Origin of the sequence: Antarctobacter aquimaris, assembly GCF_900184945.1 — a bacterium.
In the GTDB taxonomy this organism is placed as follows: Bacteria; Pseudomonadota; Alphaproteobacteria; order Rhodobacterales; family Rhodobacteraceae; genus Maliponia; species Maliponia aquimaris.
The window spans coordinates 38,211-55,549 of sequence record NZ_FXYF01000002.1 but is presented as its reverse complement, the minus strand read 5'-3'; the positions used below and the strand labels follow the sequence as shown (position 1 = coordinate 55,549).

Annotated in this window: 18 protein-coding genes; 15 read left to right on the top strand and 3 right to left on the bottom strand. The window is 68.1% G+C overall.

Going from position 1 to position 17,339, the window contains the following annotated elements; genetic code table 11:
- The first annotated feature begins 14 nt into the window (after positions 1-14).
- From MAA8898_RS27030 to lpxB, 7 genes are all read left to right on the top strand, one after another.
- On the top strand, positions 15-146 hold the full coding sequence (locus MAA8898_RS27030; RefSeq protein ID WP_281252799.1) for a hypothetical protein: 132 nt from the start codon (positions 15-17) through the stop codon (positions 144-146).
- A gap of 102 nt (positions 147-248) precedes the next feature.
- Positions 249-2,639: an outer membrane protein assembly factor BamA gene (gene bamA / locus MAA8898_RS03055; RefSeq protein WP_094019517.1), complete on the top strand. Its 2,391-nt coding sequence runs from the start codon at positions 249-251 to the stop codon at positions 2,637-2,639.
- A 7-nt stretch (positions 2,640-2,646) separates the two neighbouring features.
- Positions 2,647-3,279 carry an OmpH/Skp family outer membrane protein gene (locus tag MAA8898_RS03050; protein ID WP_176445050.1) on the top strand — a complete coding sequence of 211 codons (633 nt, stop codon included), beginning with the start codon at positions 2,647-2,649 and terminating at the stop codon, positions 3,277-3,279.
- Between the two features lie 66 nt (positions 3,280-3,345).
- Positions 3,346-3,807 carry a 3-hydroxyacyl-ACP dehydratase FabZ gene (fabZ, locus tag MAA8898_RS03045; protein ID WP_094019516.1) on the top strand — a complete coding sequence of 154 codons (462 nt, stop codon included), beginning with the start codon at positions 3,346-3,348 and terminating at the stop codon, positions 3,805-3,807.
- A complete protein-coding gene (gene lpxA / locus MAA8898_RS03040) occupies positions 3,804-4,592 on the top strand; it encodes an acyl-ACP--UDP-N-acetylglucosamine O-acyltransferase (RefSeq protein WP_094019515.1) in 789 nt (262 codons plus the stop codon). The genes fabZ and lpxA overlap by 4 nt, the downstream gene beginning before the upstream one ends.
- 8 nt (positions 4,593-4,600) lie before the next feature.
- Positions 4,601-5,389 carry an LpxI family protein gene (locus tag MAA8898_RS03035; RefSeq protein WP_094019514.1) on the top strand — a complete coding sequence of 263 codons (789 nt, stop codon included), beginning with the start codon at positions 4,601-4,603 and terminating at the stop codon, positions 5,387-5,389.
- Positions 5,389-6,549, top strand: a complete 1,161-nt coding sequence (gene lpxB / locus MAA8898_RS03030) for a lipid-A-disaccharide synthase (protein WP_094019513.1) — start codon at positions 5,389-5,391, stop codon at positions 6,547-6,549. Before MAA8898_RS03035 ends, lpxB begins: the two co-directional genes overlap by 1 nt.
- A 188-nt stretch (positions 6,550-6,737) precedes the next feature.
- Here lpxB and tkt read toward each other — a convergent pair whose 3' ends face one another.
- Positions 6,738-8,753 carry a transketolase gene (gene tkt / locus MAA8898_RS03025; protein WP_094019512.1) on the bottom strand — a complete coding sequence of 672 codons (2,016 nt, stop codon included), beginning with the start codon at positions 8,751-8,753 and terminating at the stop codon, positions 6,738-6,740.
- Positions 8,754-8,986: 233 nt separating this feature from the next.
- Between tkt and MAA8898_RS03020 the strand changes: the two genes are divergently transcribed.
- Both MAA8898_RS03020 and MAA8898_RS03015 read left to right on the top strand, forming a co-directional pair.
- The gene (locus MAA8898_RS03020; protein WP_245853225.1) at positions 8,987-9,694 is read left to right on the top strand and encodes a hypothetical protein; all 708 of its coding nucleotides are present in this window, start codon (positions 8,987-8,989) and stop codon (positions 9,692-9,694) included.
- Positions 9,694-10,101 (top strand): cell division protein ZapA, encoded by a 408-nt coding sequence (locus MAA8898_RS03015; protein WP_094019511.1) that lies wholly within the window; start codon positions 9,694-9,696, stop codon positions 10,099-10,101. Before MAA8898_RS03020 ends, MAA8898_RS03015 begins: the two co-directional genes overlap by 1 nt.
- Before the next feature lie 55 nt (positions 10,102-10,156).
- Here MAA8898_RS03015 and MAA8898_RS03010 read toward each other — a convergent pair whose 3' ends face one another.
- Positions 10,157-10,879, bottom strand: a complete 723-nt coding sequence (locus MAA8898_RS03010; protein ID WP_094019510.1) for a PAS domain-containing protein — start codon at positions 10,877-10,879, stop codon at positions 10,157-10,159.
- Between the two features lie 198 nt (positions 10,880-11,077).
- Here MAA8898_RS03010 and MAA8898_RS03005 point away from each other — a divergent pair, with 198 nt between their 5' ends.
- Genes MAA8898_RS03005 through MAA8898_RS02995 form a run of 3 tightly spaced genes read left to right on the top strand, consistent with a single transcriptional unit; the run spans position 11,078 to position 13,127 of the window.
- A complete protein-coding gene (locus MAA8898_RS03005) occupies positions 11,078-11,968 on the top strand; it encodes a YicC/YloC family endoribonuclease (RefSeq protein WP_094019509.1) in 891 nt (296 codons plus the stop codon).
- A gap of 5 nt (positions 11,969-11,973) precedes the next feature.
- Positions 11,974-12,612, top strand: coding sequence for a guanylate kinase (gmk, locus tag MAA8898_RS03000; RefSeq protein WP_094019508.1), 639 nt, complete (start codon positions 11,974-11,976; stop codon positions 12,610-12,612).
- Positions 12,609-13,127: a gamma carbonic anhydrase family protein gene (locus MAA8898_RS02995; RefSeq protein WP_094019507.1), complete on the top strand. Its 519-nt coding sequence runs from the start codon at positions 12,609-12,611 to the stop codon at positions 13,125-13,127. The genes gmk and MAA8898_RS02995 overlap by 4 nt, the downstream gene beginning before the upstream one ends.
- A 2-nt stretch (positions 13,128-13,129) precedes the next feature.
- Here the strand turns inward: MAA8898_RS02995 and MAA8898_RS02990 are convergent, their stop codons facing one another.
- Positions 13,130-13,624: a hypothetical protein gene (locus tag MAA8898_RS02990; RefSeq protein WP_094019506.1), complete on the bottom strand. Its 495-nt coding sequence runs from the start codon at positions 13,622-13,624 to the stop codon at positions 13,130-13,132.
- A 182-nt stretch (positions 13,625-13,806) separates the two neighbouring features.
- On the opposite strand from MAA8898_RS02990, the gene MAA8898_RS02985 reads away from it, so the two are divergent.
- The 3 genes from MAA8898_RS02985 to MAA8898_RS02975 all read left to right on the top strand — a co-directional run bounded on the left by MAA8898_RS02985 (position 13,807) and on the right by MAA8898_RS02975 (position 17,282).
- Positions 13,807-14,982, top strand: coding sequence for a trans-sulfuration enzyme family protein (locus MAA8898_RS02985; protein WP_094019505.1), 1,176 nt, complete (start codon positions 13,807-13,809; stop codon positions 14,980-14,982).
- 1 nt (position 14,983) lies between these two features.
- Positions 14,984-16,039 carry an ATP-binding protein gene (locus MAA8898_RS02980; RefSeq protein WP_094019504.1) on the top strand — a complete coding sequence of 352 codons (1,056 nt, stop codon included), beginning with the start codon at positions 14,984-14,986 and terminating at the stop codon, positions 16,037-16,039.
- A gap of 202 nt (positions 16,040-16,241) precedes the next feature.
- Positions 16,242-17,282 (top strand): substrate-binding domain-containing protein, encoded by a 1,041-nt coding sequence (locus MAA8898_RS02975; RefSeq protein WP_094019983.1) that lies wholly within the window; start codon positions 16,242-16,244, stop codon positions 17,280-17,282.
- The last annotated feature ends 57 nt before the right edge of the window (positions 17,283-17,339 follow it).

Here is a 17,339-nt window from a genome sequence, read left to right as displayed (position 1 = left end):
CGAGGACCGAATCCATGCAAACGCTTCAGGCAGGATACCGCAGCGTGAGCCTGCTGGTGACCATCAATTGGGACCGGCTTCTGTACATCTGCACCATCGTCTTCGCCCTGTTTTTCGGGGGCTGGCTGGGTGCGCTGATGAACTAGTCGCCGGCGTGCGACACTTGCCGTTTTTGACACCGCAGGCTTTTGACAAGCCGGGGCATTCCCGATACTGACGACTCTGGGATGTCAGATTGGATTGCGACAATGGCAAAGGTCATTTCCGCGCGAAAAGCGCAGAGCCGGACTCGGGGTAATGACACCGCGAATGCTGTGAGGGCCGTGTGCCTGAGCTTCGCCGTTGCGATGGGGGCAGGGGTCGCCACGATCCCTGATATTGCCTACGCGCAATCCTACCGATTCACCGCCGTCAGCATCGAGGGCAACCGCCGGGTCGAGCCGGGCACGATCCTGTCCTATGCCGGCATCGCGCGCGGCCAGACCGTCAGCGCGGCCGAACTGAACGACGCCTACCAGCGAATCCTGAACTCCGGCCTGTTCGAGACCGTCGAGATCATCCCGCAGGGGGGCACGCTGGTGATCCGGGTCGTCGAATACCCGACGATCAACCGCATCACCTTTGAGGGCAACAAGCGCATCAAGGACGATGATCTGGCCAAGATCGTGCAGTCGCAGTCGCGCCGGGTGTTCAGCCCGCGCGTCGCCGAGGCCGATGCCCAGCAGATTTCCCGCGCCTACGAGGTGCAGGGCCGTCTTGCCGCGCGCGTCGCCCCCAAGGTGATCCGCCGCAGCGACAACCGCGTCGACCTGGTGTTCGAGGTGTTCGAAGGCGGTGTCGCCGAGGTCGAGCGCATCGGCTTTGTCGGCAACTCCAAGTATTCCGATCGCCGCCTGCGCCGCGTGCTGGACACCAAGCAGGCCGGCCTGCTGCGCGCCATCATCCGCAAGGACACCTTCATCGAGGACCGGATCGAATTCGACAAGCAGCTGTTGCGCGACTTCTACGCCTCGCGCGGCTTTGTCGATTTCCGCATCACCGGCGTGAACGCCGAACTCAGCCAGGAGCGCGACGGCTATTTCCTGACGATCAACGTCGAGGAAGGCCAGCAGTTCCGCTTTGGCAACGTCGGTGTCACCTCCGAACTGCCAGAGGTCGATGCCGATCTGTTCCAGAGCAGGGTCAGGTTGCGCAAGGGGGTGGTCTATTCGCCCTCGCTGGTCGAGAACGAGATTTCGCGCCTTGAAAAGCTGGCCGTGAACGAAGGCCTGAACTTTGTCCGGGTCGAGCCGCGCGTCACCCGCAACGACCGCGACCTGACGCTGGACGTGGAATTTGCCCTGGTCCGCGGCGAGCGGATCTTTGTCGAACGCATCGACATCGAGGGCAACACCACCACGCTGGACCGCGTCATCCGCCGCCAGTTCGAAACCGTCGAAGGCGATCCGTTCAACCCGCGCGCCATCCGCGAAAGCGCCGAACGCATCCGCGCGCTGGGATATTTCAAGACCGCCGATGTCGATGCGCGTGAGGGCTCGACCCCGCAGCAGGTCATCGTCGAGGTCGACGTCGAGGAACAGCCCACCGGCTCGATCAGCTTCGGCGGGTCGTACTCCACCGCCAACGGCTTTGGCGCGGCCTTCTCCTTCTCCGAGCGGAACTTCCTCGGCCGGGGCCAGCAGTTCGGCTTTACCATCAACACCGCCGCCGAGGCGTCGCAGTACGGCTTCAGCTTTGTCGAGCCGGGGCTGTTCGGCCGCGACCTGGCCCTGGGCCTGCAACTGACCTACAGCGAGACCGACAACCAGAACGCGGTCTTTGACACCACCACCGGGGTGTTCCGCCCCTTCCTGGAATTCCCCACGGCGGAGCGCAGCCGCGTGCAGCTGCGCTACACGCTGGATTACGGCCTGATCACCGGGGTCGGCAAAAAGGCCAAGGATATCGGCGGCGTGGTCAAGGCCGAGGCGCTGGAAGGCGAACGGATCGACAGCTCTGTCGGCTACACCTACATCTTTGACACGCTCAGCACCGGGCTGGACCCGAACACCCGCTACCGGCTGGAGTTCGGCCAGGACTTTGCCGGCCTGGGTGGCGACAGCACCTTCATCAAGACCAACGTCAAGGCGGTTGCCCAGACCCGCATCATGAACGAGGAGGTCACGCTGCGGGCCACCCTTGAAGGCGGTGCGCTGAACTACACCACCGGCAGCAGCCGGGTGACCGACCGCTTCTTCACCAACCCGGACATCATGCGCGGCTTTACCAATGGCGGCATTGGTCCGCGCGAGGTCAGCAAGAAGGGCGACAAGGTCGACGATGCGCTGGGGGGCAACTTCTATGCGGTGGCGCGGTTCGAGGCGGAATTCCCGCTGGGCCTGCCGGAGGAATACGGCATTTCCGGCGGGTTGTTCTACGACATCGGCTCGGTCTGGGGGCTCGACGCCTCGACCAAGGGCAACGTCGGTACGGCCAACCGGATCGTGTCGTCCGGCTTTGAACCCCGGCAGGCGATCGGGTTCTCGATCCTGTGGGAAAGCGCGCTGGGGCCGCTCCGGCTGAACTTCTCCGAGCCGCTGCAAAAGAACAAGTACGACAAGGCGCAGAACTTCAACCTGACGATCTCGACCAAGTTCTGAGGCCGCTGTGCGACGGACCGCCCGGCTTGTCGCGCTCTGGTTCTCTCTGCTTGCGGGGAGCGTCTCGGCGCAGGGGCTGGGCAGCCCCTTTGCCACCGGCACACCGCAGAGCGAGATCCTGGTCATCGACTTCGAGCGCGTCTTTGCCGAAAGCGCTTTTGGCCAGCGCGTGAACGAGGAGATCGAGCGCGACGGCCGCGCCATTGCCGCCGAGAACCGCAAGATCGAGGCCGAGCTGATCGAGGAAGAGCGCGAACTGACCGAGCTGCGCCCGACCTTGGCGCCCGACGAGTTCCGCAAGCTGGCCGATGCCTTCGACGCCAAGGTGCAGCGCCTGCGCGACGAACAGGACGCCAAGGCCCGCGCCCTGGGGGTCCGCACCGACGAGGCGCGCCGGCGTTTCCTGGGCGTCGCCCAGCCGGTGCTGGAGGGGCTGTTGCGCGAAGCCGGGGCCGCGCTGATCCTTGAACGGCGCACCGTCCTTGTCGCCGCCGACGCGATCGACATCACCGAACGCGCGATCGAGCGGATTGACGTGCAGATCGGCAGCGGCACCCCGCCAGAGCCGGTCCAGCCAGAACCGACCCTACCGGAACCGACCCAGCCGGAACCGACCCAGCCGCCGGTCGGGCAGGACTGACGGCAGGCTTGCCCCCCGGGGCGGCGATTGCTAGGGGTTGCCGCAAAACGAGAAAGGCGCGTGCCCATGACCGAACCGTTGCTGAGCGCGGACATCCAGCTGATCCAGCGCATCCTGCCGCACCGTTATCCCTTTCTGCTGGTCGACCGGGTCGAACAGATCGACGGCACGCAATCGGCCATCGGCATCAAGAACGTCACCATGAACGAGCCGCATTTCCAGGGCCATTTCCCCGGCCTGCCGATCATGCCCGGCGTCACCATCGTCGAGGCCATGGCGCAGACCGCCGCCGTCATGGTCGGCACCGCGCTGGACATGGCCGACAAGGAAATGAAGGTCTATTTCATGGCCATCGACAACTGCAAGTTCCGCCGCAAGGTCACCCCCGGCGACCAGCTGCGCATGCAGCTGACCACCCTGCGCGGCAAACCCGGCGGCAAGGTGTGGAAGTTCTCCGGCGTCGCCGAGGTCGAGGGCGAGATGGCCGCCGAGGCCGAGTTCACCGCCATGATGGACCTGCCGTCTTGACCGAGACCGTGATTCACCCCTCGGCCGTGATCGAGGACGGGGCGCAGATCGGGCAGGGCTGCCGGATCGGCCCGTTCTGCCATGTCGGCCCCGACGCCGTGCTGGGCGACCGGGTGACGCTGAAATCGCATGTCGTCGTGACGGGCCAGACCACGGTCGGCCCCGAGACGGTGGTCTTTCCCTTTGCCGTCATCGGCGAGATCCCGCAGGATCTCAAGTTCAAGGGGGAGAAGACGCGGCTGGAGATCGGCGCGCGCAACCGCATCCGCGAACACGTCACCATGAACACCGGCACCGAGGGCGGCGGCGGCGTGACCCGCATCGGCGACGACGGGCTGTTCATGGCGGGCTGCCATGTCGCGCATGACGTGCAGGTGGGCAACCGGGTGATCCTGGTGAACAACGCGGCCTTGGCGGGCCATTGCGTGATCGAGGACGACGTCATCATCGGCGGCCTGTCGGGCGTACACCAGTGGGTGCGCATCGGCCGTGGCGCGATCATCGGCGCCGTCACCATGGTGACCAACGACGTGATCCCCTATGGCCTTGTGCAGGCGCCGCGCGGCCGGCTGGACGGGCTGAACCTGGTCGGGCTCAAGCGCAAGGGCGTCGCGCGGTCGGACATCACCGCGCTGCGGGCCGCCTTCCAGATGCTGGCACAGGGCGAAGGCGCCTTTCAGGACCGTGCCAAGCGCCTCGGCGACGAGACGCAAAGCGCCTATGTGCGCGAGATCGTCGACTTCATCCTCGGCGACACCGACCGTTCCTTCCTGACGCCGGGCTGAGTTGGGCGATGCTGGCACTGATCGCAGGTCGCGGTGCCTTGCCCAAGGCCGTCTCCGAGGGGCTGTCCGAGCCCTTCGTCACCTGCGGCCTGGCCCATTGCCCGCCTGACGAGATCGCTGCCGAGCATCTCTTTCGTCTTGAACGGCTGGGCGAGTTCCTGCGCTGGCTGCACCGGCGCGGGGTGACCCGCGTTTGCCTCTGCGGCGCCATCACCCGGCCCGATCTCTCGGTGTGGCGGCTTGGCCTGCGCACCCTTCCCTTGCTGCCGGACCTGCTGCGCGCGCTGCGGCGCGGCGACGACGGCGCGCTGCGCATCGCCATCGAGATCCTCGAAGGCGCGGGCCTCGGGGTGCTGGCGGCGCATGACCTCGCGCCGCATCTCCTGCCGCCCGCCGGGGTCCTGACCACGACCCACCCGCCGGACAGCGCCACGATCGATGCCCGCCTGGGCGACCGCGTGTCGCGCGAACAGGGCCGGCGCGACCTCGGCCAGGCCTGCGTCCTGCGTGACGGTGCGGTGATCGCCCGCGAAACCGTGGCCGGCACCGACGCCATGTTGCACGGCCTTGGCCCCGTGGCCCGGGGCGGGCTGCTCTACAAGGCGTCAAAGCCGGGGCAGGATCGCCGCGCCGACCTGCCGGTGATCGGCCTCCAGACCGCCGTGGCCGCCGTGGCCGCGGGCCTTTCCGGCATCGTCATCGAGGCCGGCGGCGTCATCGTGCTGGACCGGCGCGCAGTGGTCGAAATGCTCGACGACACGGGCCTGTTCCTCTGGATCCGCGAGCGGGGCGCCTGATGCGGGTCTTCATCACCGCAGGCGAACAATCCGGCGACAAGCTGGGCGCCGCCCTGATGGCCGGGCTGAAACAGCTAGTGCCGGGTGTCAGTTTTCGCGGCATCGGCGGGCCGCGCATGATCGCCGAAGGGCTCGACAGCCTGTTCGACATGGACGAGATCTCGATCATGGGGATCGCCGAGATCCTCAGGGAATACCGCCACCTCAAGGCGCGCATCCGCCAGACCGCCGACGCCGTGATCGCCGACCGCCCGGACGTGCTGATCACCATCGACCTGCCCGAGTTCTCCCTGCGGGTGAACCGGCTGGTCAAGGCGGTCTCGGACGTGCGGGTCGTCCACTACGTCGCGCCCACGGTCTGGGCCTGGCGGCCGAAGCGCGCGCAAAAGATGGCGGCACATGTCGACCAGGTGCTGGCCCTGCTGCCGTTCGAGCCGCCTTACATGCAGGCCGCCGGGATCGCCTGCGATTTTGTCGGCCACCCCGTGGTGACCGATCCCCAAGCCACCGAGGCCGAGGCGCAGGCCTTTCGCACCCGCCACGACATCACCGGCGAAATGGCCCTGGTCCTGCCCGGCTCGCGCCGGTCCGAGGTCGCCCGCCTGCTGCCGGTCTTCGAAGAGGCGACACGGCAGTTGCTTGCGCTGCGGCCCGGCCTGCGCCTCGTGCTGCCCGCCGCAGCGCCGGTGGCGCAGACAGTGCGCGAGGCGACCCGCAACTGGCCCGGTGCCCCGCTGGTGATCGACCCGCAGCAGGACCCGGATGGCGCGCAGAAACGCGCGGCCTTCCGCGCCGCCGACGTGGCGCTGGCGGCCTCGGGCACCGTGTCGCTGGAGCTTGCCGCCGCCGGCACGCCGATGGTCATCGCTTACGACATGAGCTGGCTTTCGCGCCAGATCATCGGCCGCATGCTGCTGGTCGACAGCCTGACGCTGGTCAACCTCGTGTCGGAGACCCGCGCCGTGCCGGAATTCATCGGCAACGCCTGCCGCCCCGGTCCGATCGCAGAGGCCGTGGCGCAGGTGCTCGACGCGCCGCAGGCCCAGGCCGAGGCGATGCGCCTGACGATGCAGCGGCTGGGGCAGGGCGGGGAGCCGCCCGGCCTGCGCGCCGCCCGCGCCGTGCTGGATGGGATTGGCCACGGCACAACCCGTCACTGATCGCTACGCCCCCCGGGGATGGCGCGCGCCCCGCGCGTTTCTTCTGGCCGAAAATATCCCGGGGGAGTCGCGCGGCACGCGCGACGGGGGCAGCGCCCCCTGCACCCTCACCACGCGCGCAGGTCAAGGCAAAGGGCCGGCCCCCCTGCAGGAACCGGCCCCAATCCCAGTCATCAGGCGATATAGCCTCAGAGCATGGCCTTGACCTGTTCGACCACCGCCTCGGCGGTGATGCCGAAGTGCTCGTACAGCACCTCCGCCGGGGCCGAGGCGCCAAAGCCGTGCATCCCGACGAATGCACCCTTCTCGCGCTTGCCGCGCTCGCCGTAGAGCCAGCGGTCCCAGCCGAAACGGACCGCCGCCTCGACCGCCACCCGCACCGGCCCGGCCGGCAGCACCTTGCGGCGATAGCTGTCGTCCTGTTCCTCGAACAGCTCCCAGCAGGGCATCGACACCACCCGCGTGCCGATCCCCTCGGCCTGCAACAGGTCGCGCGCCGCCAGGGCGATGGCCACTTCGGAGCCGGTCGCCATCAGGATCGCCTGGCGCTTGCCCTCGGCGTCGGCCAGCACGTAGGCGCCCTTTTCCACCAGGTTGGCGTTCTTGTGCTCGGTCCGCACGGTGGGCAGGTTCTGCCGGGTCAGCGACAGCACCGAGGGGGTCGCGGTCTGGCGCAACGCGATTTCCCAGGCTTCGGCCGTTTCCACCACGTCCGCCGGGCGGAACACCAGGGTGTTCGGCGTCGCGCGGCTGATCGCCAGGTGCTCGACCGGCTGGTGGGTCGGTCCGTCCTCGCCCAGGCCGATCGAGTCATGCGTCATGACGAACACGGTCGGGATCTGCATCAGCGCGGCCAGCCGCATCGACGGGCGGGCATAGTCGGTGAAGGCCATGAAGGTGCCGCCGTAGGGCCGCACGCCGCCATGCAGCGCCATGCCGTTCATCGCCGCCGCCATGCCGTGCTCGCGGATGCCGTAGTAGATGTAACGACCCTTGCGGTTGTCGGTGTCAAAGACTCCCATATCGCCGGTCTTGGTGTTGTTCGAGCCGGTCAGGTCGGCCGAGCCGCCGATCGTCTCGGGCATAACCGGGTTGATCACCTCCAGCGCCATTTCCGACGCCTTGCGTGTCGCCACGTCGGGCTTGCTGTCGGACACCTGCTTCTTGAAGGCCTTGATCACGGCGGACAGCTTCTTGGGGGTTTCACCGGCCATCACGCGGGCGAATTCCTTCTGGCGGGACTCGCTGGTCTCGGCGAGGCGGGCCTCCCAGGCGGTGCGTTCTTCGCCGCCGCGGGCGCCGGCCGCTTCCCACCAGGACTTGATGTCGGCGGGAATGTCAAAGGGCGCGGCGGTCCAGCCCCAGACCTCCTTGGCGGCGGTGTTCTGGTCGGCGTTGGTCAACGCACCGTGCCCCTTGGAGGTGTCCTGCGCCGCGTGGCCCAGGGCGATGTGCGTCTTGCAGGCGATCATCGACGGTTGCGCGCTGGCCTTGGCGGCGGTGATCGCCGCGTCGATGGCCTCGGGGTCGTGGCCGTCGATTTCCTGCACGTGCCAGCCGCAGGACTTGAAACGCGCGACCTGGTCGGTGCGGTCGGACAGATCGACCTTGCCGTCGATGGTGATGCCGTTGTTGTCCCAGAAGACGATCAGCCGGCCCAGTTCCTGCCGCCCGGCCAGGGTGATGGCCTCCTGGCTGACACCCTCCATCAGGCAACCGTCGCCGGCGATGACATAGGTATAGTGATCCACCAGCTTTTTGCCGAAGCGGGCGCGCAGGCTTTCCTCGGCGATGGCGAAGCCGACCGAGTTGGCGATGCCCTGGCCCAGCGGGCCGGTTGTCGTCTCGATGGCCTGGGCATGGAAATTCTCCGGGTGACCCGCGGTGCGCGCGCCCAGCTGGCGGAAATTCCTGATCTCGTCCAGCGTGATCTCCGGGTCGCCGCAGAGATAGAGCAGCGCATAGAGCAGCATCGAGCCGTGGCCGGCCGACAGGATGAAGCGGTCACGATCCGCCCAACCAGGCTGGCGCGCGTCGAACTTCAGGTGCCGGGAATAGAGCACGGTCGCCACGTCGGCCATGCCGATGGGCATGCCGGAATGGCCGGAATTGGCTGCGGCGACGGCGTCCAGCGCAAGCGCTCGGATCGCGGTGGCGCGCATCCAGTGATCGGGGTTGCGGGTGCGAAGCTCTTGGATATCCACCGGGTTTCCGTCCTTTGGCTGAGGGCTTTTGCGGGGTGAATAGCAGCCACGCGGCGAAGTGCAAGCATGGGCGCTGACCCCGGGTGAAGGCCGTCCTGTAAGGCCTTGGAACATAAGGGGGCGCAATTTCCGAAATCGCTTGGTAAACTTTGCGGTGCCGGGCACGGGACGATTCGTCCCGCGGTGCGGTACGGCCCGTGGAATGAGGCCGCGGGGACAGGCAAGAGGGCAAGATGAGCCAGATCGAAGAATTGCAGGCGCGCATCACCCGCGCGCTGGACCGTATCGGACAGAGGGTCGATGACTTTGCCCCCGGTCCGATACAGGCCGAGTTCGACGCGCTGTTGGGCCGGGCCGAGGCGGCCGAGGAGGCGCTTGCAGAGGTGCGGGCCGAGTTGGACGCGACAAGACGCGCGGCGCAGGCCGAGCTGGAAGGCGCGCTGGCCGCGGTACGCGCCGAAGCCGCCGAGGAAATGGAACGGCTGCGCGCCGAGACGCAGCAGGCGGCGCCCGAACCGGCGGCCGAGGACGCGGGCGAGGCGCTGGATGCCGCCGCGCTGCAAGAGGCGCTGGAAGAAGAAAAGATCGCCAACGCCCAGCTGGAAGAGCGCTTGCGCACGCTCAAGCAGCGTTTGAGCGAGGCCGAGGCCGCGGCACCGGTGGCTGCGCCGGTCCCGGTCGAGACTCCGGCCGGCCTGGCCGAGCTGGACGCCGAACTGCACCGGTTGCGCGCCGCCAACGAGGAACTGGCCGCCTCAAACGCCGCGCTGCGCGAAGCCAATGCGCAAGGCGTGGGTGAGCCGGAACTGATCAATCGGGGCCTTGAGGCGGAGCTGGCCGCGCTGCGCGCGATGCGCGCCGCCGATGCCGCCGAGGCGCAGGCCGTGCTGGGCGCGCTGACCCCGCTGCTGGCCGAAGCTGCCGAAGAGGGGGCGCACTGATGTCTCAGATCGAAGTCGAAATCAAGATCGGCGGCCGCAGCTTTGAAGTGGCCTGCCAGCAGGGCGAGGAACAGTACCTGTTGTCCGCCGCCCAGTTGCTGGACACCGAGGCGCAGGTTCTCGTGGGCCAGATCGGCCGGATGCCCGAGGCGCGGATGCTGCTGATGGCCGGTCTGATGCTGGCCGACAAGACGGCGGGGCTGGAGGAACGGCTGCGCGAGGCCGAGGAGAAGCTCAGGACCGCCGAAATGGAGCTGGCCGAGGTCAAGGCCCGCCCGGCGCCGGCGCCCGACAAGGTCGAGGTGCCGGTGATCCCGGACGACCTGACCGATGCGCTGGCCGAACTTGCCGCGCGGGCGGAATCGCTGGCCAATTCGCTGGACGAGGCGGCACAGGCGCGGGCCTGACACGCAAACGCCCCGGCGCGGGCCGGGGCGTCGGGTCTGTCCTGACCGCCGGGAATCAGTCGTTGCGCACGACCAGCCGCAGGTGGCCTTTTGTCGTCAGCGCCGGTTCGTCCCTGGCCGGGGACGTGGCCGGCGCGGCGCGCGGCACGTAGCGGGCCGGGTCCTCCTGCAAGGCGGGGGCGGGCAGCGGCGCATCGGTATCGCGATGGGTTTGCGTCACCTCGCGCTCGGCGCCCAGCGCCGGGATCACCTCGACGTGGCGCACGGTAAAGCGGCGCGGCGTGCGGCCGATGCGGCCATGGCTGACCAGCGCGCCCAGCGCGCGGGTCTGGTCGCCGAAATCCGACCGCAGCGGCAACAGCACCATGTTCGCCTCGAGCGCGGGCTTGCCAAAGCCGCCTTCGCCCGCGAGGTCGATCCGCACGATGGCGGGATCGGCGAACATCCGCGCGACCGCCTCGCCAAAGCGATCGCGGTCCTGCGGGGCGATCAGGCTGGACAGCGGCATCCCGGCGATCTGCATGCCCATCAGGTCGTTCAGATGCGTGCCGGCGACCCGGATCTTGGCCATGGTCGGCGCGATGCGTTCCATCAGAAAGGCGTTTTCCAGCGCATCCTGCATACCGCGCGGGTCGATCTGGCTGCGCAGCGGCACGGCATCGCTGGCGCAGAGCCCGTGCCAATAGGCCTCCACGTGGCGCAAGGGCGCCAGCCGTCGCATTTTTTCCCGATCCGTCATCGATACGATGTCCTGACCGTTGCCACCTTTGCCGAACATGCGCGTTCTCCACCCGGTCTACGCAGCATGGAGGGGCCCCCCGACCACCAGCCTGCTTAATCAAAGTTACGAATTCATTACTAGCAGAGCTTCGTCTCGAATTCGTCCCAATTCTTGTTCGAAGGTTAACGTTTGTGGCGGATACTTGCGCCGGACCGCCGCAGCCGATACCCCCCTTTCGACGATCGGAGGAACGTGATGCGGCAATCTATGACGGGGTTCGCCAGCCTTTCGGGGCAGGGCCTGGGGCGCAGCTGGACATGGGAGCTGCGCGGGGTCAACGGCAAGGGGCTGGACCTGCGGCTGCGGCTGCCGGACGGCATCGTCGGGCTGGAGGCCGAGGTGCGCGCCCGCGCCGCGGCGCGGCTGATCCGCGGCAACGTGCAGATCGGCCTGAAGCTGGCCGCCGAGGATTTCGCCGGCGGGCACCGGCTGGACGAGGCGCAGCTGACCGAGGTGCTCAAGGCGATGACGCTGATCGAGACCGAGGCGATGCACCGCGGGCTTTCGCTGGCGCCCTCCACCGCCGCCGACATCGTCGGCCTGCGCGGCGTCATGACCACCGAGGCGCCCGAGGCCGACGCCGAGGCGCTGCGCGCCGCCCTGCTGGCGGATTTCGACGCGGCCCTGGACAGTTTCCTGCAGATGCGCGCGGCCGAAGGCCAGGCGCTGGCCGCCGTGCTGACCCGCCAGCTGGACGAGATCGAAGCCCATGTGAGCGAGGCCGAGGCCGCCGTGGTCGAGCGCGCGCCGCAGCAGGCCGAGCGGCTGCGCCAGCAGCTGGTCCGCGTGATGGAGGCGGTCGACGGCGTGGACCAGGCCCGTATCGCCCAGGAACTGGCGCTGATCGCGGTCAAGTCCGACATCACCGAGGAGATCGACCGCCTGCGCACGCACGTCGCCGCCGCGCGCGACCTGCTGTCCGCCGAGGGCGCGGTAGGTCGCAAGTTCGACTTCCTGATGCAGGAGTTCAACCGCGAGGCCAACACGCTCTGTTCCAAGTCCGGCGATGCCCGGCTGACGCAGGCGGGCCTTGCCCTCAAGACCGTGATCGACCAGATGCGCGAGCAGGTCCAGAACGTGGAGTGACGCCGATGCAACGACGCGGATTGCTGATCATCCTTTCCTCGCCCTCGGGCGCGGGGAAATCGACGCTGGCGCGGCGGCTGCGCGACTGGGATCCGTCGATCCTATTCTCGGTCTCGGCCACCACGCGCGCGCCCCGACCCGGCGAGGTCAACGGCTCGGACTATCATTTCATGACCGAGAACGCCTTCAAGAAGGCGGTCAACAACGGCGAGATGCTGGAACATGCGCATGTCTTCGGCAATTTCTACGGCTCGCCCAAGGGGCCGGTGCGCGACGCGATCATCGATGGCAAGGACGTGCTCTTTGACATCGACTGGCAGGGCGCGCAGCAGATGACCAACTCGGAACTGGCGCTGCACACCTTGTCGATCTTCCTGCTGCCGCCCTCCATCGCCGAGCTGAAGCGCCGTCTGGAAAGCCGCGGCCAGGACGGCCCCGAGGTGATCGCCCGGCGGATGCAGAAGAGCTGGGACGAGATCAGCCACTGGGGCTCCTACGACTTCGTGCTGGTCAACGAAGACCTTGACCAGACCGAACAACGGCTGAAAAGCATCGTCACCGCGGCCCGCCTGCGCCGCACGCAGCAGCCCGGGCTGCTGGACCATGTCCGCGGTCTTCAGGCAGAATTCGAGGAGGGGGAATGATCTATTCACTGGACGGCATCGCGCCCGAGATTGCCACGGACGCCTGGGTCGCGCCGGACGCCAACCTGATCGGCAAGGTCGTGCTGGAAGCGCGCGCCTCGGTCTGGTTCGGCTGCACGCTGCGCGGCGACAACGAGGAAATCCGAGTCGGCGCAGGATCGAACGTGCAGGAGAATGTGGTCTGCCACACCGACTTGGGCTACCCGCTGGTGATCGGACCGGGCTGCACCATCGGCCACAAGGTCATGCTGCACGGCTGCACCATCGGCGCCAACACCCTGGTCGGCATGGGCGCGACCATCCTGAACGGGGCGAAGATCGGCGCCAACTGCCTGATCGGCGCGGGCGCCCTGATCACCGAAGGCAAGGAGATCCCCGACGGCAGCCTGGTGATGGGTGTGCCGGGCAAGTTGGTCCGCGCGCTGGACGAGGCCGCCATCGCGCGCCTGGAGAAATCGGCGCGGGGCTACCAGGGCAACGCCGCGCGCTTTGCCAAAGGGCTGAAGCCGGTCTGAGGTCAGGCGCGGCGGGTCACGCGGTCGGCGTGGATCGTCGGCAGGTCCTTGTCGCGCGACGCGGTGAACAGGCTGGATGACAGCCAGACACCGTCCGTCCAGGCAAGGGTCATCCGCGCGCAGTAGACCGGCAGCACGAGGGACGAGTTGCGCAGGATATAGGTCTTGTGCGCGCCGGTGATCCGGGTCCGGGCGGCGTCGTCAAAGCGCGCCTCGGTGCAGATGCGGTGGTACTCGGTCGCGCCGACCTGGACAAAGCTCTGCCGTGCCGCCCTTGCCAGCTCCAGCCATTCGTCGATCGTGTCGACCACGCGTTCGGCATCCAGCGAGCTGATGCGATTGGGCACGGAGATGCAGTCGCCCAGCGCCTGCCAGTCGCGCGCCCAGAAGTGCCGATTGATGCGGTCGAGCATGGCCTGGTAGTGCGCTTGCGCAAGCGGATCGGAGGGCTGCGGCGCGTCCTGCGCGCGACCCGTGTCGGTCTGCTCGTCCTTCATGACAGAAAACTCCGCTCGGCAAGGTGATGGGCACTGGTATCCCGGTTGTACGACGCTCATATACAGGGCTGACACCCAAATTGGGCAAACTGACCCTAGGTCGGCCGTTCTGTGCCTATCGACCTCCCCCGAGCGTTGCGGTAATCAACCGAAATCAGGCCGTTTTTCGCGAGGAGCGCACCATGAAACCGACATTGCAACGCCCGGCAGGATGGCCCTTGTCGGTCTCCACCCCCGTTGTGTCCCCCATCGCGCCCTCGGTCGTGTATGCGTCGCGCAGCCCGGACGAGCTTGACTCGCAGTACGAAGGCCGCGCCTCGGGGTACACCTACGCGCGCGAAGGCCACCCCAACGCCGACGTGCTGGCCCGCCGCGTCGACGCGTTGGAGGGGGCGACCGGCGGTGTCGTCCTTGGCTCGGGCATGGCGGCGGTGGCGGCGGTGCTGCTGGGCCTGTGCCAGAGCGGCGACCACGTGATCGGCGCCGATCAGCTTTATGGCCGGTCGCTGCGCATGATGAAGGAAGACCTGCCGCGGCTGGGCATCGCCACCTCGCTGGTGGATGCCACACGGACCGAGGCGGTGGCGGCGGCGCTGCGCCCCGAGACCCGCATGGTGCTGGTCGAGGTGGTGTCGAACCCGACGCTGCGGATCGCCGACCTCACCGGCATCGCCGCGCTCTGCGCCGAACGCGGCGTGCTGCTGGTGGTCGACAACACCTTTACCACGCCGCTGGGAATCCGGCCGTTCGAGCACGGTGCCGACATCGTGCTGCATTCGGTGACCAAGCTGCTGTCGGGCCATTCCGACGCCACGCTGGGCTGGGTCGCGGCAAAGGACCCGGCGCTGACCGACCGGATGCGCGTCTTTGCCGTCACCACCGGCTTGACCGCCAGCCCGTTCGACTGCTGGCTGGCCGAGCGTGGGCTTGCCACCTTTGCGCTGCGCTACGCGCGGGCGCAGGACAGCGCGCAGCGGCTGGGCGATTTCCTGGCCGGGCAGGACGGCGTGCGCCGGGTGCTTTATCCGACGCGGCCCGATCACCCCGAGGCGGCGCGCGCGCAATCGCTGTTGCAGGGGCGCGGCGGGCACCTGCTGAGTTTCGAGATCGAAGGTGGACGCGCTGCGGCCAATGCCTTTGCCGAGACGGCCAAGGGCATCGCCTTTGCGCCGACGCTGGGCGACGTGGGCACGACGTTGTCGCACCCCGCCTCCAGCTCGCACCGTGCGCTGACAGCCGAGGCGCGCACCGCGATGGGCGTGTCCGAAGGCTTCTTTCGGGTCTCCGTGGGGCTGGAAGAGCCCGAGGCGCTGATGGCGACCTTTGCCGAGGGGCTGGCGGCCGCGCGGGACGCCTGACATGGCGGGCGCCTTCGCGGGCTTTGTCGAGGCGGTGCCGATGCCGGCGCTGCTGATCCGCCGCGACGAACGCATCGAGGCCGCCAACGCGTCGGCGCTGACGCTGCTGGGGGGCGGCATCGTGGGGCGGCACTTCATCACCGCCCTGCGCCAGCCGCAACTGCTGGACGCGATCGAAAGCAGCCTGCGCGACCGGGCACCGCGCAGCTGCCCCTACATGACCAGCGAGGGGCGGCAGGACACCACCTTTCGCGTGTCGGTGCGCCCGGTCGAGCTGCCCGGCGGCACGGGCCTGCTGGTGTGTTTCGAGGACGTGACCCACGTCGAGCAGATGGGCCAGATGCGACGCGACTTCGTCGCCAATGTCAGCCACGAGTTGAAGACACCGTTGACCGCGCTGATCGGCTTCATCGAGACCTTGCAGGGGCCGGCACGCGACGATGCTGCTGGGCGGGCACGGTTTCTCGACATCATGGCGGCCGAGGCGCACCGCATGAACCGGCTGGTGGGCGACCTGCTGTCGCTGAGCCGGGTCGAGGCGGAGGAGCGCGTGCGCCCGACAGCAGCGGTCGAGCTGACCGAACTGGTCCGTTCGGTGCTGCGCGGGCTGGCGCGCATGGCCGAGACGGGCGGCGTCACGCTGGCCGCGGACCTGCCGGAGGCGCCGGTGGTGATCCCGGCGGATGCCGACCAGCTGCGCCAGGTGCTGACCAACCTTGTCGAGAACGGCATCAAGTACGCCGGAAAGGGCGCCCGCGTGACCGTGCGGCTGGACCCGCCGGACTACGCCCCACGGCTGCGCGCCCAGGCGGTGGTGCTGACGGTCGCGGACACCGGCCCGGGCATCGACCCGATCCACCTGCCGCGCCTGACGGAACGGTTCTACCGCGTCGACAGCCACCGCTCGCGCGAGATGGGCGGGACCGGGCTGGGCCTGGCCATCGTCAAGCACATCGTCAACCGCCATCGCGGACGGCTGCGCATCGAAAGTGACCAGGGCAAAGGCACGCGATTCCTCATCACCCTGCCCAGCGGGACGCCAGGCGGGGCCGGGTAGGGGGCCGCCGCCTTGGCGGGCGGTCGCCCGGCGATCGTGCGCGCCGCGGCTTTCCCGACGTCACGCGGAAAACCGCGCTGCCCGGCGCAGGGCTTCATAAAACTGTTACACGCCTGTCACAAAAGCATAGCGCGCCGCCTGTAGCGCTCCGCAGCAGAGGATCATCGTGGGGATGGTCGTGTCCAAATCCTGGGAGCTTTCCATGAAACTCGTCAAACTGACCGCCTCCACCCTGGCGATCGCCGCCGTTTCGGCCACGGCCGCCGCCGCGCGCGACAACGTGCAGGTGGCCGGCTCGTCGACCGTGCTGCCCTATGCCGCGATCGTCGCCGAAGCCTTTGGCGAAAACTTCGACTTTCGGACCCCAGTGGTGGAATCGGGCGGCTCTTCGGCCGGGCTCAAGCGGTTCTGCGAAGGCGTGGGCGAAAATACCATCGACATCGCCAACGCGTCGCGCGCGATGCGCGAGAATGAAGTGGCAGCCTGCGCCGCCAACGGCGTGACCGACATCATCGAGGTGCGCATCGGCTATGACGGCATCGTCTTTGCCAGCCAGATCGACGGCCCCGCCTACGACAACTTGACCCCGTCCGACCTGTTCAACGCGCTGGCCCCCAAGGTCGTCAGGGACGGCGCGCTGGTCGACAACCCCTACACCCGCTGGAACGAGGTCAACGCCGACCTGCCGGATGCCGAGATCCTGGCCTTCATCCCGGGCACCAAGCACGGCACCCGCGAGGTGTTCGAGGAAAAGGTGATCGCGGCGGGCTGCGAGGCCACCGGCGCGCTGGAGGCCATGGTTGCCGCCGGCATGTCCGAGGATGACGCCGAAGACGCCTGCCTGAAGGTCCGCACCGACGGCCGTTCGGTCGACATCGACGGCGACTACACCGAAACGCTGGCCTCGATCGACGCCAACGCCCATGCCATCGGCGTGTTCGGCCTCGCGTTCTACGAGAACAACACCGACAAGCTGAAGATCGCCACCATGTCCGGCGTCGAACCGACCACCGAGTCGATCGCCGCTGGCGAGTACCCGGTGTCGCGGCCGCTGTTCTTCTACATCAAGAAGGCGCACATCGGCGTGATCCCCGGCCTGAAGGAGTTCGCCGAGTTCTTCGTCGCCGACGAGATCGCCGGCCCCGATGGCCCGCTGGCCGAATACGGCCTGGTCTCCGACCCGGAGCTGGCCGATACGCAGGCGCTGGTGGCGGACGAGATCACTATGGGCCAAGGCATGTAAACGGGCCTTGATGGCCCACACTCCCGCGCGGGGCGGCCCTGTCTGCCGCCCCGTCCG

Bases quoted from the DNA above. Each gene is read 5' to 3' on its own strand.
- MAA8898_RS27030 (WP_281252799.1), top strand. From the start codon at position 15: ATGCAAACGCTTCAGGCAGGATACCGCAGCGTGAGCCTGCTGGTGACC.
- bamA (WP_094019517.1), top strand. From the start codon at position 249: ATGGCAAAGGTCATTTCCGCGCGAAAAGCGCAGAGCCGGACTCGGGGT.
- fabZ (WP_094019516.1), top strand. From the start codon at position 3,346: ATGACCGAACCGTTGCTGAGCGCGGACATCCAGCTGATCCAGCGCATC.
- MAA8898_RS03035 (WP_094019514.1), top strand. From the start codon at position 4,601: ATGCTGGCACTGATCGCAGGTCGCGGTGCCTTGCCCAAGGCCGTCTCC.
- lpxB (WP_094019513.1), top strand. From the start codon at position 5,389: ATGCGGGTCTTCATCACCGCAGGCGAACAATCCGGCGACAAGCTGGGC.
- MAA8898_RS03020 (WP_245853225.1), top strand. From the start codon at position 8,987: ATGAGCCAGATCGAAGAATTGCAGGCGCGCATCACCCGCGCGCTGGAC.
- MAA8898_RS03015 (WP_094019511.1), top strand. From the start codon at position 9,694: ATGTCTCAGATCGAAGTCGAAATCAAGATCGGCGGCCGCAGCTTTGAA.
- MAA8898_RS03010 (WP_094019510.1), bottom strand. From the start codon at position 10,879: ATGTTCGGCAAAGGTGGCAACGGTCAGGACATCGTATCGATGACGGAT.
- MAA8898_RS03005 (WP_094019509.1), top strand. From the start codon at position 11,078: ATGCGGCAATCTATGACGGGGTTCGCCAGCCTTTCGGGGCAGGGCCTG.
- gmk (WP_094019508.1), top strand. From the start codon at position 11,974: ATGCAACGACGCGGATTGCTGATCATCCTTTCCTCGCCCTCGGGCGCG.
- MAA8898_RS02995 (WP_094019507.1), top strand. From the start codon at position 12,609: ATGATCTATTCACTGGACGGCATCGCGCCCGAGATTGCCACGGACGCC.
- MAA8898_RS02990 (WP_094019506.1), bottom strand. From the start codon at position 13,624: ATGAAGGACGAGCAGACCGACACGGGTCGCGCGCAGGACGCGCCGCAG.
- MAA8898_RS02985 (WP_094019505.1), top strand. From the start codon at position 13,807: ATGAAACCGACATTGCAACGCCCGGCAGGATGGCCCTTGTCGGTCTCC.
- MAA8898_RS02980 (WP_094019504.1), top strand. From the start codon at position 14,984: ATGGCGGGCGCCTTCGCGGGCTTTGTCGAGGCGGTGCCGATGCCGGCG.
- MAA8898_RS02975 (WP_094019983.1), top strand. From the start codon at position 16,242: ATGAAACTCGTCAAACTGACCGCCTCCACCCTGGCGATCGCCGCCGTT.